Below are 13,475 nucleotides of genomic sequence, written 5' to 3' on the forward strand. Positions count from 1 at the left end.
CTTTTTGCACGCCGATCACCCCACGAAGGGGGTGCCTATTGCACGCTGATCCTCATCCGCGACGTTCAGATAGACTTCCATGATCCGCCGCTTGCCCCAGATCGCTTCGATCAGGACGGTGAACCAGGCCTCCAGACCCTTGCGCACGAAGCCGCCGCCTTGCCAGAGAAACACGTTCTTCGCGGTTTGCTGGCTGATGGTGGAGCCGCCGCGGATGCGGCCGCCGCTGGCATTATGGATCGCCGCCTTCGCGATGGCGTCGACGTCGAAACCGTGGTGGCTGCAGAATTTGCCGTCCTCCGCCGCGATCGCTGCCCGCGCCATATTGGGATCGATCTCGTCCAGGCTGGTCCAGTCCTTGGTGATGCCATTGGGATCGAGCAGCATCGTCCATGTGACGGGCGGGGGCACGAAGCGGTAGATAGCGGTCATCACGACAGACAGGGCGACGAAGCCGAGCAGGATCTTGAGCGGAATGGCGATCCAGCGGGAGCGCCGCCGGGCGGCGAAGGCGGAAGGTGCGGTCATGGCGCCAGCGTAGCGCGCGCGCCACAGGGTTCAAGCGGCGGTCGTTCAGGCCGCGGCGAGCGCCTGGGTCCGTCCGCGATTGATGAGCAGGACAAGGCCCGCGCCTACCAGGCAGAGCAGGCCAGCGCCGATGAAGGCGGGCATATAGCTTTGCCAGACGGTGCGCGACAATCCGCCGCCCAGCGCTGCGCTGGCCGCGCCCAGCTGATGCCCGGCGAAGATCCATCCGAAAACGATGTTCGCCTTTTCAGCGCCGAACCGCTGCGCGGTCAGCTTGACCGTCGGCGGCACCGTCGCCACCCAATCGAGGCCATAGAAGACCGCGAAGATCGACAGGCTGTAGAGCGAAAAGTCGCTGAAGGGCAGGTAGAGGAGCGAAAGGCCGCGCAGCCCATAATACCAGAAGAGCAGCCAGCGGTTGTCGAACCGGTCGCTGAGCCATCCCGACGCCAGCGTGCCGACGAAGTCGAACAGGCCCATCATCGCCAGCATCGACGCAGCGCCGACCGCCGCCAGCCCATAGTCGCCGCAGAGCGATATGAAATGCGTCTGGACAAGGCCGTTGGTGCTGGCCCCGCAGATGTAGAAGGAGAAGAACAGGATCCAGAAGGTGGGAACGGCCGCCGCTTCCCGCAGGATCGTCAAGGGCGTCAGGAGCAGCGCGCCAAGGCTGTGCGGCTGGACAGGGGCGGGGTGAACCTGGGTATCGCCATAGGGCGGCAGGCCAAGGTCGGCCGGCCGATCCCGCATGAGGAGCAGAACGACCGCCGCCGCCAGCAGGATCGCGCCGCACACCAGCAGCAAGGCCGCGCGCCATCCATTATTTTCCGTGAGGCTGGCCAGCAGCGGCAGGAAGGCGAGCTGGCCGGTCGCCGTGCTGGCGGACAACAGCCCCATGACCAGCCCACGGCGGTCGCTGAACCAGCGAGTCGCCACGGTCGCGCCCAGCACCATGGCGGTAAGGCCGGTGCCAAGACCGATCACCACGCCCCATAGCAGCATCAACTGCCACAGGCTGGTCATGCCCAGCGACAGCAGCAGCCCGCCAATGACGATCGACAGCGAGATCAGCATCATCCGCCGCACGCCGAACCGGTTCATGAAGGCGGCGGCGAACGGCCCGATGCCGCCGAACAGCAGGAAGCGGACCGCCAGCGCGCCGCTGATGTCGGCGGCGCTCCAGCCGAATTCCTTCTGCAGCGGGACGATGAACACGCCCGGCGCGCCGACCGCCCCCGCCACCACGAGCATGGTGAGGAAGGTCGCGCCCACCACCGCCCAGCCATAATGGACGTCGCGTGCGGACAGGCGGGCGGCGAGGAGGTTGGAGAGCATCTGTTTATCCCGGCGTGGCGAAAGGACTGGTTTTAAATGACGATTATCATATATAAGTCAAGGGACCAGTTAAGGGATGCAGGACATGAAGGTGAGCCGGGAGCAGGCATCCCGCAATCGGGAAAAGGTGGTGGCGACCGCATCGCGGCTGTTCCGCGCGCATGGCGTGGACGGTGTCGGCATTGGCGAGGTGATGCGGGCGTGCGACCTTACCCATGGCGGATTTTACAACCAGTTCGAGTCGAAGGATGCGCTGGCGGCGGAGGCCTGCACGGCTGCGCTGACAAAAAGCGCGGCCTGGTGGCGCGCGATTGCCGCCGATGCGGAGGATGCCGCCGCTGCCATCGCGGACGACTATCTCAGCCCCCGAAACCGCGACGCGCCCGAGACAGGCTGCGCGCTGATCGCGCTGGGACCGGACGCAGCGCGGAAAGGCGGCGGCCTGGCCCGGGCATTCCGACAGGGATTGGAGGAGCTGGCGGGAATATTGGCGGAGCACGGCGGGATGGACCGTCAGGCCGCGCTTGCCCGCCTGGCGCAAATGGTGGGGACCATGGTGCTGGCCCGCGCCGTCGATGACGCGGCCCTTTCGGACGAGATATTGCAGGCAGTCCGGGCCGAAATGTAGCGCAGCCCAAAGCCTCCCGATCACATGTCCGCCGTTCGGGCACAAAAAAGGCCCCGGATCGCTCCGGGGCCTCTCTCGCCATGGGTGGTGAGATCAGATAGCGGCGAGCTTCGCCATGCGGCCGATCCGGTCGCCGGCGATGCGCATCATCGCCTTCTGAAGCTTTTCAAAGGCCCGAACCTCGATCTGGCGGACGCGTTCACGCGACACGCCATAGACCTGGCTCAGTTCCTCCAGCGTCTTGGGCTCCTCGGCCAGACGGCGCTCGGCAAGGATATGCTTCTCGCGTTCGTTGAGGTCGTCCATCGCCTCGACCAGCATGTCGTGCCGCAGAACCTTCTCCTGCTCGTCGGCGACGCGTTCGTCCTGAAGCGGGTCGGTGTCGGCCAGCCAGTCCTGCCACTGGCCCTCGCCATCCTCGCGCATGGGGACGTTGAGCGACGTGTCGCCGCCCATCGCCATGCGGCGATTCATGGAGACCACGTCATCCTCGCTGACGCCCAGATCCTTGGCGATCTTGGCAACGTCCTCGGGACGCAGGTCGCCATCCTCGAACGCTTCGATATTGTTCTTCATCCGGCGGAGGTTGAAGAACAGCTTCTTCTGCGCCGCAGTGGTGCCCATCTTAACGAGCGACCAGGAGCGGAGGATGAATTCCTGGATGGAAGCGCGAATCCACCACATGGCATAGGTCGCCAGGCGGAAGCCGCGATCCGCCTCGAATTTCTTCACGCCCTGCATCAGGCCGATATTGCCTTCGCTGATGAGTTCGCTGACGGGCAGGCCGTAGCCGCGATAGCCCATCGCGATCTTCGCCACGAGGCGCAGGTGCGATGTTACGAGCTGGGCCGCCGCCTCAGGATCCTGATGTTCCTGATAGCGCTTCGCCAACATATATTCCTGCTCAGGGGTGAGCAGCGGAAATTTGCGGATTTCCGACAGATAGCGGTTGAGGCTGGCTTCACCGCCCAGCGCCGGAACCGCGGGGACATTGCTCTTGGCCATGTCGTCACCTTTCCCTTTCATGCGCGGCGTGACCCAGAAGAGGCGTCGCTGCGCCGTCGCAAACTTGTCAAAACCTATACGTGAAGCTCGCTTAACAGTTCCTGCATATCGACGGGCAATGCACTTTGGAACAGGAGGGGCTTATCCGTTACAGGATGTATGAACCCCAGTGTTTTCGCGTGCAATGCCTGCCTTTTGAAACCCAGCGTTTCCAGTATCGATTTGAAACCTTTTCTTTCTCTACCGTAAAGCGGGTCCCCGATCAAGGGGTGTCCGATATGCGCCATATGGACGCGGACCTGATGCGTGCGGCCCGTTTCCAGCCTGCATTCCACCATAGCCGCGCCTTTAAGCCGCTCGATCATGCGATAGTGGGTGCGGGCGTGCTTGCCGCGCCCTTCCCGATGAACGGCCATCTTCTTTCGATCGGCGTCGGAACGGCCGATCCATGAGTCGATGGTGCCACTGGCCGGCAGAGGGTGGCCATAGACGATGGCGGCATAGAGGCGGTCGATGCTGTGGTCCTTGAACTGGCGCGCGAGTCCTTCATGCGCGCGGTCGGACTTGGCGACGACCAGAAGGCCCGATGTGTCCTTGTCGATCCGGTGCACGATGCCGGGGCGGGCAACGCCCCCGATGCCCGAAAGCTGGCCCGCGCAATGGTGCAGCAGGGCGTTGACCAGTGTCCCATCGAGATTGCCGGCCGCCGGGTGGACGACCAGGCCGGCGGGCTTGTCCACCACGATCAGGTCCGCATCCTCATGCACGATCGCCAGCGGAATATCCTGCGCCACCGTGTCCAGCGGTGCGGGATCGGGCAGGGCGATGGTGAAGCACTGACCGGCCGCCACTTTCATCGAAGCGCTGATGCGGCCAGGTTGCTCGCTGCGGACATGACCTTCGCCGATCAGGGACTTGAGCCGTTCTCGCGAAAGATCGGGAAGCAAATCGGCCAGGGCGCGGTCCAGCCGCAGGCCGTGCTGAGCCTCCGCGATGGCCGCTTCAATGATGGAAACCCCCGAACCCATGCGGTACGGATGTAGGAATGAAGGTCGGGATATCAAGAGGGCTGGTGGAACAAATCGTGGCCCTGGCGGCCGCGAGCCGGGACGAGATATGCGGCCTGCTGCTGGGAACTGAGGGGCGGATCGATGCGGTGTTGCCGGCCGCCAATGTGGCGGCAGACCCCAGGCGCCATTTCGAGCTGGACCCGGCCCTGCTGATCCGCGCCCATCGGGCGGCCCGATCCGGTGGTCCGGCGGTGATCGGCCATTATCATTCGCATCCTTCGGGCAAGGCCGTCCCGTCGGCGACCGACGCTGATTGCGCCGCGCCGGACGGGAGCCTGTGGTTGATCGTGGCGGGCGGCGAGGCGCGTCTCTGGCTCGCCGGGCCGGATGGCGCAGTTTACGGACGATTCACGCAAATCGCGCTCGACCATCAGTGAGCGAAAGGCGGCAGGGCGGGCTTGCATCGCGGGACGGGGCAGCGCATTAGCCTTTACCACCCGCATATTTCTTCCTGACATGGCGACCCGGAACCGCATGACTCATCCGACCGACAGCATCGAATTTGCCAGCCTGCTTTGCTCCCGCCTGTGCCACGACCTGCTCAGCCCGGTCGGCGCGCTGAACAATGGGCTGGAACTTATGGCGGACGAAACCGACCCGCAAATGCGCGAACGCTGCCTGGAACTGCTGTCGGAAAGCGCGAGGACGTCGGCCAACAAGCTCAAATTCTTCCGCCTGGCGTTCGGATCGGCGGGTGGGTTTGGCGATGCCGTCCCACCGCACGAGGCGCGCGTCGCCATTGAGGGCATGTTCGCCACCGCCGGGCGGGTCAAGATCGGCTGGATGGTCGAGGAGCAGCTGCTGGACAAACTGGCGGCGAAGATATTGCTCAACCTGGCGCTGATCGCCGGCGATGCGCTGGTGCGCGGGGGGCAACTGGACATCGGGGCCGAGACGCGGCCGGGCATGACCGAGATCGTCGTACGCGCCGAGGGGCCGAAGGTCGTTCTGGACCCGGACCTGCGCGCCGCGCTGGCGGGCACGTTGCCGATAGACGGGCTGGCGTCCCGCACGGCTGCCGCGTGGATGATCCGCCAGCTGGTGATGGACGCAAAGGGCGAGATCGCGCTTTCGCCGCCGGGCGAGCCGGTGCTGCTGTTCGGCGCGTCCATTCCCGATCGCGGATAAAGCGCGCGTCGTTGCGGCTGACGCCCGGGGGCGCTCGACCTAAATCGCAATAGATTGTCCGGCGGAGGCCGCAGTTCGGCCGAGAACGTCGGACCGAGCCCGGCCGTTGCCGGGCAGCAAGCTGAAACAGCGTCATCGTCGCCCAAGGAAAAGGCCCGGCCGCATCGTTGCGACCGGGCCTTCCCATTGGCCTGAGAAAGGGTTCAGGCGCTGTAATACATGTCGAATTCGACCGGCGAGGGGGCCATTTCCCAGCGATACACTTCGGGCCACTTCAGCTCGATATAGGCTTCGATCTGGTCCTTGGTGAAGACGTCGCCCTTCAGCAGGAAGTCGTGGTCGGCTTCCAGGCTGTTGAGTGCCTCGCGGAGCGAACCGCAGACGGTCGGCACCTGGCTCAGTTCTTCAGGCGGCAGATCGTAAAGATTCTTGTCCATCGCGGCGCCCGGATGGATCTTGTTCTCGATGCCGTCGAGGCCGGCCATCAACAGCGCGGCGTAGCAGAGATAGGGGTTCGCCATCGCGTCGGGGAAGCGGAACTCCACGCGCTTCGCCTTGGCGCCCGCGCCATAGGGGATGCGGCAGGAGGCCGAGCGGTTGCGCGCCGAGTAAGCGAGCAGCACGGGGGCTTCGAAGCCCGGCACCAGGCGCTTATAGCTGTTGGTGGTCGGGTTGGTGAAGGCGTTCAGGGCCTTCGCATGCTTGATGACGCCGCCGATGAAGTAGAGGCAGGTGTCGGACAGGCCCGCATAGCCGTCACCCGCGAAGAGCGGCTTGCCGCCTTCCCAGATCGACATGTGGGTGTGCATGCCGCTGCCGTTATCCTGCGCGATCGGCTTGGGCATGAAGGTCGCGGTCTTGCCATAGGCCTGGGCGACCATCTGCACGACATATTTATAGATCTGCATGCGATCGGCGGTCTGGACCAGCGTACCGAAGGTCAGGCCCAGTTCGTGCTGCGCGGCGGCGACTTCATGGTGATGCTTGTCGCAGGGCAGGCCCATTTCGAGCATCGTGGAGACCATTTCGGCGCGGATGTCGGTGCAGGGATCGACCGGCGCGACGGGGAAGTAGCCGCCCTTGGCGCGCGGACGGTGGCCGAGGTTGCCGCCTTCATATTCCTTGCCGGTGTTGGTCGGCAGTTCGATGTCGTCGATCTTGAAATAGCTCTGCGAGTAATCATTCTCGAAGCGCACATCGTCGAACATGAAGAATTCGGCTTCGGGACCGACATAGATGGTGTCGCCGAAACCGGCCGACTTGACGAACGCCTCGGCGCGCTTGGCGCAGGAGCGGGGATCGCGGGCATACAGCTCGCCGGTGTCGGGTTCGACGATGTCGCAGAAGATGATGAGCATCGGCGTCGCGCTGAACGGATCGACATAGACGGCGTCCAGATCGGGCTTCAGGATCATGTCCGACTCGTTGATCGCCTTCCAGCCTTCGATCGAGGAGCCGTCGAACATCAGGCCCTGGGTCAGTTCATCCTCGCCCAGCACGCTCGATACCATGGTCAGGTGCTGCCACTTGCCCTTGGGATCGGTGAAACGGACATCGACCCACTCGATTTCCTTTTCCTCGATCATCTTCAGGATGTCTTTTGGCGTGTTGGCCATGTGCACTTGCCCTTCTCTGTAAAGAACCCCCCCGAAGGGGTCGTTGAAGTTGTCGTCCGCCGATCCCCTGCAAACCGGCGGTGGATACGAACGTCAGATGGCGTCGCTGTCGCGTTCGCCGGTGCGGATGCGCACCGCGCCCTCGATGTTGGAGATGAAGATCTTGCCGTCGCCGATGCGGCCGGTCTGGGCCGCGGCGCTGATCGCTTCGACCACGCGGTCGGCCAGATTGTCGTCCACCACGACTTCCAGCTTCACCTTGGGAAGGAAATCGACCACATATTCGGCACCGCGGTAAAGCTCCGTGTGGCCCTTCTGCCGGCCGAAACCCTTGGCTTCGGTCACGGTGATCCCGGACACGCCCACTTCGTGCAGTGCTTCCTTCACCTCATCCAGCTTGAACGGCTTGATGATCGCCTCGATCTTTTTCATCACTTCCCATCCCAACCCATGATGCACGCCGGGACAACGGGAGGAACCCGCGCCCCTTGTCTTGCCAACAGACGATCATCATGCCCCCCGAGGCGGCCTCGTCTGCCGTTACCAATCAATTACCGTGCCAAGCGGCGAATCGCTAGGACATGCTTTCGGCCAAGCCGCAATCTTTGTCCATATTGCCCTGATTCCGGGCAATATGGTAACGTTATGCCTGTTTTTTGAGCAGGGCTATATCGTCAGGCAAGATAAGGCGGGCAGTCCAGTCCCGCCGGGCTCCTCGTGAAAATCTCGCAACCCGTTTCGGTGATGCCGATGCTGTGTTCGAACTGCGCCGACAAGGTCCGATCACGGGTGACAGCCGTCCATCCATCGTCCAGCATCTTCACACCGGGCTTGCCGATGTTGATCATGGGTTCGATGGTGAAGAACATCCCCGGCCGCAGCTCAGGCCCGGTGCCCGGACGACCGACATGCACGACTTCGGGACTGTCGTGGAACACCCGGCCAAGCCCGTGTCCGCAGAAATCGCGCACCACGCCGTAGCGGTGCTTTTCCGCGTGCCGCTGGATCACATATCCGATGTCGCCCAGATGGTTCCCCGGCTTTGCCTGCTCGATGCCCAGCATGAGGCATTCATAGGTAACTTCTATCAGGCGGCGCGCCTTGATCGACGTTTCGCCCGCAATGTACATGCGGCTGCTGTCGCCATGCCACCCATCGACCAGCGGGGTGACGTCGATGTTGACAATGTCGCCTTCTTTCAGGCGATAGTCCCCGGGAATGCCGTGGCAGATGACGTTGTTGAGGCTGGTGCAGCAACTGTGCGTGTAGCCGCGATAGCCGAGCGTGGCGGGCACGCCGCCGCCGTCCAGCGTCATCCGGCGCACGATGTCGTCCAGTTCCCCGGTCGTGACGCCCGGAACGACATGCGGGACAAGCGCGTCGAGTATCTCGGCCGCCAGCCGGCCCGCCTTGCGCATGCCGGCAAAACCGGATTCGTCATAGAGCTTGATCGCCGTCGAGCGGGAAACCGGCGCTTCCGCCGTCATCGTCATATATTCAGTCATGGAGTTGATATAGACCCAGCGACCCGGCATTGCGAGTGGTCTTGGGCGAGTGCTCTTGCGCGAGAGCCTTGGCAACGGCCGCTAAAGAGGAACGGATATGGCGATGGAAGGCGGATGCGCCTGTGGTGAGGTGCGCTATCGGGTTGATGCCGATCCCATTTTCGTGAATAACTGCCATTGCAGCCTGTGCCAGCGGCAGAGCGGGGCGGCTTCGGCGGTCAATGCGTTCGTCGAAGTCGAGCATCTGCATCTCCTGTCCGGCAAGCTGCGTGAGCATGATGTTCCGACAGGCAGCGGGAAGGTACAGACGATCATACGGTGCGCCGCTTGCGGCACGGCGGTCTGGAGCCACTATCCCCGCCTTGGCCGGCTGGGCGCCGCGATCCGGGTGGGCACGCTCGACGACGGGGCGGCGATCCGCCCTGACGCGGCGATCTTTGTTGCCGATCGCATGGACTGGACCGCGCTGCCCGACGGCGTTCCCGTGTTCGAAACGAGCTACAAGCCGGCGGATATCCTGCCGCCCGATCGATTGAGCAGGCTGATGGCGCTGGCCGCCCGTGTGGAGCAACAGGGTTGAACGAACGAATCTGGACTGCAGCGCTGATCGTGATCGGCGACGAAATCCTGTCCGGCCGCACCCAGGACAAGAACATCGCGCAGATCGCGTCCTGGCTGAACGTCCAGGGTATCCGGCTGCGGGAGGTGCGCGTCGTTCCCGATGTCGCAGACGCCATCGTCGAGGCGGTCAACACGCTGCGCGCGCGCAACGACTATCTGTTCACCACGGGCGGCATCGGGCCGACCCATGACGACATCACCGTCGATGCGATCGCGCTGGCACTGGGGGTCGAGGTGGTCGTGCATCCAAAAGCGCGCGCGGTGCTGGGAGCCTATTATGAAACGCGCGGGGGGCTGACGGAGGCGCGACTGCGCATGGCGCGGGTGCCGCAGGGCGCGGATTTGATCGAGAACCGCATGTCGGGCGCGCCCGGCATCCGGCACGGCAACATCTTCATCATGGCCGGTGTGCCGCATATCACCGCCGGGATGCTGGAAAGCCTGACCGGCACGCTGGAAGGCGGGCTGCCTCTGCTGTCGCGCACCATCGGTTGCTGGGTCGCGGAAAGCGAGATCGCCGACCTGCTGGGCCGGACCGAAAAGGCGCATGTCGGCTGCCAGATCGGCAGCTATCCCTTTTTCCGAGACGGGCGGACGGGCGCGAATTTCGTGATCCGGTCGACCGACGCGGCGGCGCTGGACGCCTGCACGGATGAGCTGGCGCGCGCGCTGGAAAAGGGTGGCTGGCCCGTGACGGACGGCGGAGTATAAGGCCGCGCGTCCGGCCGCCGCGATGGACATTTCCCCGAACTGCCGCGTTTCCCCGATGCGCCGCCCTTAAGGCTGCCGGCGCAAGGAGGCAGATATGGGACTGGCTTTGCGACCGCACATCGCGCCCTATTTCAGTGCTTCTGCGACGATGACCAATGAGCATGACAGGGCGTCCCGCGCGGAGATGATCCGACGGATAGCGCTGCTGGGGCAGGGCAGCGTGGTGGACGAAGGCGCATGGCGCGTCCTGCGCCCCGCGGACCGGGACCAATTGAACCTGCTGCTGGTACCGGATGCCGTTCTGAACCGAACGGAGGCGGATGCCATCGGTGTTACGTCGGAATCGCAGATTTATGGCGGCGTCGCGCCCCATGGCTTCATTTCGACGAAGATCATCACGCACGGCCTGCTGCTGGAGGACGCGCCGGCGCCTGCCGGATGGTCCCACGCGCTGGGAAAGGCGATAGCGCCATGCGTGCTCGACGGTTTTTCCGTCTTTTCGGTGGCTGACGCCAGGGCGGCGGGCCGCCTGCTGCTGGCGAGCGGGTCCGCACGGGTCAAGGATGTCGACGGCACGTCTGGCAGGGGTCAGACGGAGGTCGCCAGCGTCGAGGCGCTGGACGCGGCCATCGCGGAGCGCGCGCCCGACGAGATCGCGGTCAAGGGGCTGGTGATCGAGGAGAATCTGGAAGACGTCACGACATTCAGCGTCGGCACGGTGACCTTGTTCGGGCAGTCGATCGCCTATTGGGGCACCCAAAGGCTGACGATGAACAATCATGGCGAGACCGTCTATGGCGGATCGCAGCTGCATGTGGTGCGCGGCGGGTTGGACGCGCTGGCGCAGGAGACGCTGGCGGCGGAACTGGCCGAAGCGGTGGCCAAGGCGACCGCCTACGACCGCGCGGTGTTCGAAGCCTATCCCGGGCTGATCGCGTCGCGTCGCAACTATGACGTCGCGTTCGGCCATAATGGCCGGGGCGAACGGCGGATCGGCGTGCTGGAGCAAAGCTGGCGGCCGGGCGGGGCGAGCGGGGCGGAGATCGCGGCGTTCGAGGCGCTGGCGCGCGATCCCGGCCGCAGCAGCGTCACTTGCGCGACGATGGAGGTCTATGGCGAGGTCGATGCAGCACCGCCGCAGGCGACGCTCTATTATGGCGGCGTCGATCCCGTCGCCGGCCCAATGACGAAATATGCAGTGGAATTATGACGGCACATCAGGAGAACACGACCAACGGGCGCGTTTCGATCAAGGTGGATGGCGAGCATCTGGACGGCACGCTGCTTTCGCCGGCGAAGCTGATTCCCGGCGTGCTGTTCGTCCACGGTTGGGGCGGCAGCCAGGAACAGGACATGGTCCGGGCCGAGGAGATCGCGCAGCTTGGCTGTATCTGCTTCACCTTCGACCTGCGCGGGCATGCGCGCCACGCAGATGAGCGGAACATCGTCACGCGGGCGGACGGGCTTGCCGATGTAACCGCTGCCTATGATTTCCTGGCGTCGCAGGACGGCGTGGACCCATCGGCGATCGGCGTGGTCGGGACGAGCTATGGCGGCTATCTGGCGACGTTGCTGACGGCGGAGCGGCCGGTTACCTGGTTGGCGCTGCGGGTGCCCGCGCTCTATCCCGACAGCCATTGGGACGTGCCCAAGGCGCTGATCGACCGGGGCGAGATCAACCGCTACCGCGGCGCGTTCCGCACGCCGCGCGAAGACAAGGCGCTGGCAGCGGGGGAGAATTTTACCGGAGATGTGCTGATCGTCGAATCGGAGAATGACAGCTATGTGCCCCACATGGCGATTACCTCCTATATCGCCGCCTTCCATCGCGCATCATCGCTCAGTCACCGCATATTGAAGGGCGCGGACCATTCGTTGCGCAACGAAAGCTGTCGCAAGGCTTATAACCGGCTGCTGGTAAACTGGATGGAGGAAATGGTGCGTGGCGGGCGGCGCAGCGGCTGAACGCGCATGAAAAACGGCGCCCGGTGAGGGGCGCCGTCCTTCATCGCCGTCGCGGCGCGTCTCAGCGCTTGTCGACCGGGACGTAATCGCGTTCCGTCGGGCCGGTGTAGAGCTGGCGCGGACGGCCGATCTTCTGCGCTGGGTCGGAGATCATCTCGTTCCACTGCGCCACCCAGCCCACGGTGCGGGCAAGGGCGAAGAGCACGGTGAACATTTCGGTCGGGAAGCCGATCGCAGACAGGATCACGCCGGAATAGAAGTCCACATTGGGGTAGAGCTTCTTTTCGATGAAATAGGGATCGTTGAGCGCGATCTGTTCCAGTTCCTTGGCGACGTCGAAGACCGGGTCGTCGACGCCCAGCTTTTCCAGCACGTCCTTCGCGGTCTTCTGCATCACGGTCGCGCGCGGATCGTAATTTTTATAGACGCGATGGCCAAAGCCCATCAGGCGGAACGGATCGTCCTTGTTCTTGGCGCGGGCGATATATTCGGGGATGCGATCGACCGTGCCGATCTCGCGCAGCATGTTGAGCGCGGCTTCGTTCGCGCCGCCATGCGCCGGGCCCCAGAGGCAGGCGATGCCGGCCGCGATGCAGGCAAAGGGGTTGGCGCCCGACGAACCGGCAAGACGCACGGTCGAGGTCGAGGCGTTCTGCTCATGGTCGGCGTGGAGGATGAAGATCTTGTCCATCGCGTCCGCGATCACCGGATCGACCACATATTCCTCCGCCGGGACCGAGAAGGTCATGCGCAGGAAGTTGGCGGTGTAGCTGAGGTCGTTGCGCGGATAGACGAAGGGCTGACCCACCGAATATTTATAAGCCATGGCCGCGATCGTAGGCATCTTGGCGATCAGGCGGTGGCTGGCGATCTTGCGCTGTTCCGGATCGTTGATGTCGGTCGAATCGTGGTAGAAGGCCGACAGCGCGCCGACGACGCCGCACATGATGGCCATCGGGTGCGCATCGCGCCGGAAACCGCGATAGAAAGTGGTTAGCTGTTCATGCACCATCGTGTGGCGCGTGATCGTGCGGGTGAAGTCCTCCAGCTCCTTCTTCGACGGCAGTTCGCCATTGAGGAGCAGATAGCTGACTTCCATGAAGCTCGACTGTTCCGCGAGCTGGTCGATCGGATAGCCGCGATGGAGCAATATGCCCGCGTCGCCATCGATATAGGTCAGCCCCGAATCGCAGCTGGCGGTCGAGGTGAAGCCCGGATCGTAGGTGAACATGCCCGTATTGGCGTAGAGCTTTCGCACGTCGATGACCTGCGGGCCCACTGAGCCATTCATGATGGCGTAATCGGCGCTCTCCCCGCCGATGGTCAGAGTGGCATTGTTATCGGACATATTGTTCTCCTTGCG

The 13,475-nt window shown here is 64.0% G+C and carries 15 protein-coding genes; 7 read left to right on the forward strand and 8 right to left on the reverse strand.

What is annotated here, in order from left to right; genetic code table 11:
- Positions 1-15: 15 nt before the first annotated feature.
- Complete coding sequence (locus tag AX724_RS08460) at positions 16-528, reverse strand: transglycosylase domain-containing protein (protein WP_269454133.1); 513 nt, start codon at positions 526-528, stop codon at positions 16-18.
- A 45-nt stretch (positions 529-573) separates the two neighbouring features.
- Entirely contained in the window at positions 574-1,863 is a 1,290-nt protein-coding gene (locus AX724_RS08465) for an MFS transporter (RefSeq protein WP_066765350.1), read from the reverse strand.
- An 85-nt stretch (positions 1,864-1,948) separates the two neighbouring features.
- Between AX724_RS08465 and AX724_RS08470 the strand changes: the two genes are divergently transcribed.
- A complete protein-coding gene (locus AX724_RS08470; protein WP_066765547.1) occupies positions 1,949-2,491 on the forward strand; it encodes a TetR/AcrR family transcriptional regulator in 543 nt (180 codons plus the stop codon).
- A 93-nt stretch (positions 2,492-2,584) separates the two neighbouring features.
- On the opposite strand, the gene rpoH is transcribed toward AX724_RS08470, so the two are convergent.
- The gene (rpoH, locus tag AX724_RS08475) at positions 2,585-3,496 is read right to left on the reverse strand and encodes an RNA polymerase sigma factor RpoH (RefSeq protein WP_066765352.1); all 912 of its coding nucleotides are present in this window, start codon (positions 3,494-3,496) and stop codon (positions 2,585-2,587) included.
- A gap of 74 nt (positions 3,497-3,570) precedes the next feature.
- Positions 3,571-4,524 carry an RluA family pseudouridine synthase gene (locus tag AX724_RS08480; RefSeq protein WP_066765354.1) on the reverse strand — a complete coding sequence of 318 codons (954 nt, stop codon included), beginning with the start codon at positions 4,522-4,524 and terminating at the stop codon, positions 3,571-3,573.
- A gap of 17 nt (positions 4,525-4,541) precedes the next feature.
- Here AX724_RS08480 and AX724_RS08485 point away from each other — a divergent pair, with 17 nt between their 5' ends.
- Both AX724_RS08485 and AX724_RS08490 read left to right on the forward strand, forming a co-directional pair.
- A complete protein-coding gene (locus tag AX724_RS08485) occupies positions 4,542-4,943 on the forward strand; it encodes a M67 family metallopeptidase (protein WP_066765358.1) in 402 nt (133 codons plus the stop codon).
- A gap of 97 nt (positions 4,944-5,040) precedes the next feature.
- On the forward strand, positions 5,041-5,694 hold the full coding sequence (locus tag AX724_RS08490) for a histidine phosphotransferase family protein (protein WP_066765361.1): 654 nt from the start codon (positions 5,041-5,043) through the stop codon (positions 5,692-5,694).
- A gap of 203 nt (positions 5,695-5,897) precedes the next feature.
- Here AX724_RS08490 and glnA read toward each other — a convergent pair whose 3' ends face one another.
- The 3 genes from glnA to map all read right to left on the reverse strand — a co-directional run bounded on the left by glnA (position 5,898) and on the right by map (position 8,815).
- On the reverse strand, positions 5,898-7,310 hold the full coding sequence (gene glnA / locus AX724_RS08495) for a type I glutamate--ammonia ligase (RefSeq protein ID WP_066765364.1): 1,413 nt from the start codon (positions 7,308-7,310) through the stop codon (positions 5,898-5,900).
- A 93-nt stretch (positions 7,311-7,403) separates the two neighbouring features.
- Entirely contained in the window at positions 7,404-7,742 is a 339-nt protein-coding gene (locus AX724_RS08500) for a P-II family nitrogen regulator (protein WP_066765366.1), read from the reverse strand.
- 242 nt (positions 7,743-7,984) lie between these two features.
- Positions 7,985-8,815: a type I methionyl aminopeptidase gene (map, locus tag AX724_RS08505; RefSeq protein ID WP_066765548.1), complete on the reverse strand. Its 831-nt coding sequence runs from the start codon at positions 8,813-8,815 to the stop codon at positions 7,985-7,987.
- A gap of 97 nt (positions 8,816-8,912) precedes the next feature.
- Between map and AX724_RS08510 the strand changes: the two genes are divergently transcribed.
- The 4 genes from AX724_RS08510 to AX724_RS08525 all read left to right on the forward strand — a co-directional run bounded on the left by AX724_RS08510 (position 8,913) and on the right by AX724_RS08525 (position 12,112).
- Positions 8,913-9,395 carry a GFA family protein gene (locus tag AX724_RS08510; protein ID WP_066765370.1) on the forward strand — a complete coding sequence of 161 codons (483 nt, stop codon included), beginning with the start codon at positions 8,913-8,915 and terminating at the stop codon, positions 9,393-9,395.
- On the forward strand, positions 9,392-10,147 hold the full coding sequence (locus tag AX724_RS08515; protein WP_066765371.1) for a competence/damage-inducible protein A: 756 nt from the start codon (positions 9,392-9,394) through the stop codon (positions 10,145-10,147). The genes AX724_RS08510 and AX724_RS08515 overlap by 4 nt, the downstream gene beginning before the upstream one ends.
- Positions 10,148-10,241: 94 nt before the next feature.
- Complete coding sequence (locus tag AX724_RS08520; RefSeq protein WP_066765372.1) at positions 10,242-11,357, forward strand: DUF3182 family protein; 1,116 nt, start codon at positions 10,242-10,244, stop codon at positions 11,355-11,357.
- Positions 11,354-12,112 (forward strand): alpha/beta hydrolase family protein, encoded by a 759-nt coding sequence (locus AX724_RS08525; protein ID WP_066765378.1) that lies wholly within the window; start codon positions 11,354-11,356, stop codon positions 12,110-12,112. Before AX724_RS08520 ends, AX724_RS08525 begins: the two co-directional genes overlap by 4 nt.
- Positions 12,113-12,173: 61 nt before the next feature.
- Here AX724_RS08525 and AX724_RS08530 read toward each other — a convergent pair whose 3' ends face one another.
- Complete coding sequence (locus AX724_RS08530; protein ID WP_066765549.1) at positions 12,174-13,460, reverse strand: citrate synthase; 1,287 nt, start codon at positions 13,458-13,460, stop codon at positions 12,174-12,176.
- Between the last annotated feature and the right edge of the window lie 15 nt (positions 13,461-13,475).

The sequence above is a fragment of the Sphingobium sp. CCH11-B1 genome (assembly GCF_001556865.1).
Lineage (GTDB): Bacteria > Pseudomonadota > Alphaproteobacteria > Sphingomonadales > Sphingomonadaceae > Sphingobium.

Coding starts and splice junctions, on each gene's coding strand:
- AX724_RS08500 (WP_066765366.1), bottom strand. CDS start 7,742: ATGAAAAAGATCGAGGCGATCATCAAGCCGTTCAAGCTGGATGAGGTG.
- AX724_RS08470 (WP_066765547.1), top strand. CDS start 1,949: ATGAAGGTGAGCCGGGAGCAGGCATCCCGCAATCGGGAAAAGGTGGTG.
- rpoH (WP_066765352.1), bottom strand. CDS start 3,496: ATGGCCAAGAGCAATGTCCCCGCGGTTCCGGCGCTGGGCGGTGAAGCC.
- AX724_RS08490 (WP_066765361.1), top strand. CDS start 5,041: ATGACTCATCCGACCGACAGCATCGAATTTGCCAGCCTGCTTTGCTCC.
- AX724_RS08480 (WP_066765354.1), bottom strand. CDS start 4,524: ATGGGTTCGGGGGTTTCCATCATTGAAGCGGCCATCGCGGAGGCTCAG.
- AX724_RS08510 (WP_066765370.1), top strand. CDS start 8,913: ATGGCGATGGAAGGCGGATGCGCCTGTGGTGAGGTGCGCTATCGGGTT.
- AX724_RS08460 (WP_269454133.1), bottom strand. CDS start 528: ATGACCGCACCTTCCGCCTTCGCCGCCCGGCGGCGCTCCCGCTGGATC.
- AX724_RS08530 (WP_066765549.1), bottom strand. CDS start 13,460: ATGTCCGATAACAATGCCACTCTGACCATCGGCGGGGAGAGCGCCGAT.
- AX724_RS08525 (WP_066765378.1), top strand. CDS start 11,354: ATGACGGCACATCAGGAGAACACGACCAACGGGCGCGTTTCGATCAAG.
- AX724_RS08465 (WP_066765350.1), bottom strand. CDS start 1,863: ATGCTCTCCAACCTCCTCGCCGCCCGCCTGTCCGCACGCGACGTCCAT.
- map (WP_066765548.1), bottom strand. CDS start 8,815: ATGACTGAATATATGACGATGACGGCGGAAGCGCCGGTTTCCCGCTCG.
- glnA (WP_066765364.1), bottom strand. CDS start 7,310: ATGGCCAACACGCCAAAAGACATCCTGAAGATGATCGAGGAAAAGGAA.
- AX724_RS08520 (WP_066765372.1), top strand. CDS start 10,242: ATGGGACTGGCTTTGCGACCGCACATCGCGCCCTATTTCAGTGCTTCT.
- AX724_RS08485 (WP_066765358.1), top strand. CDS start 4,542: ATGAAGGTCGGGATATCAAGAGGGCTGGTGGAACAAATCGTGGCCCTG.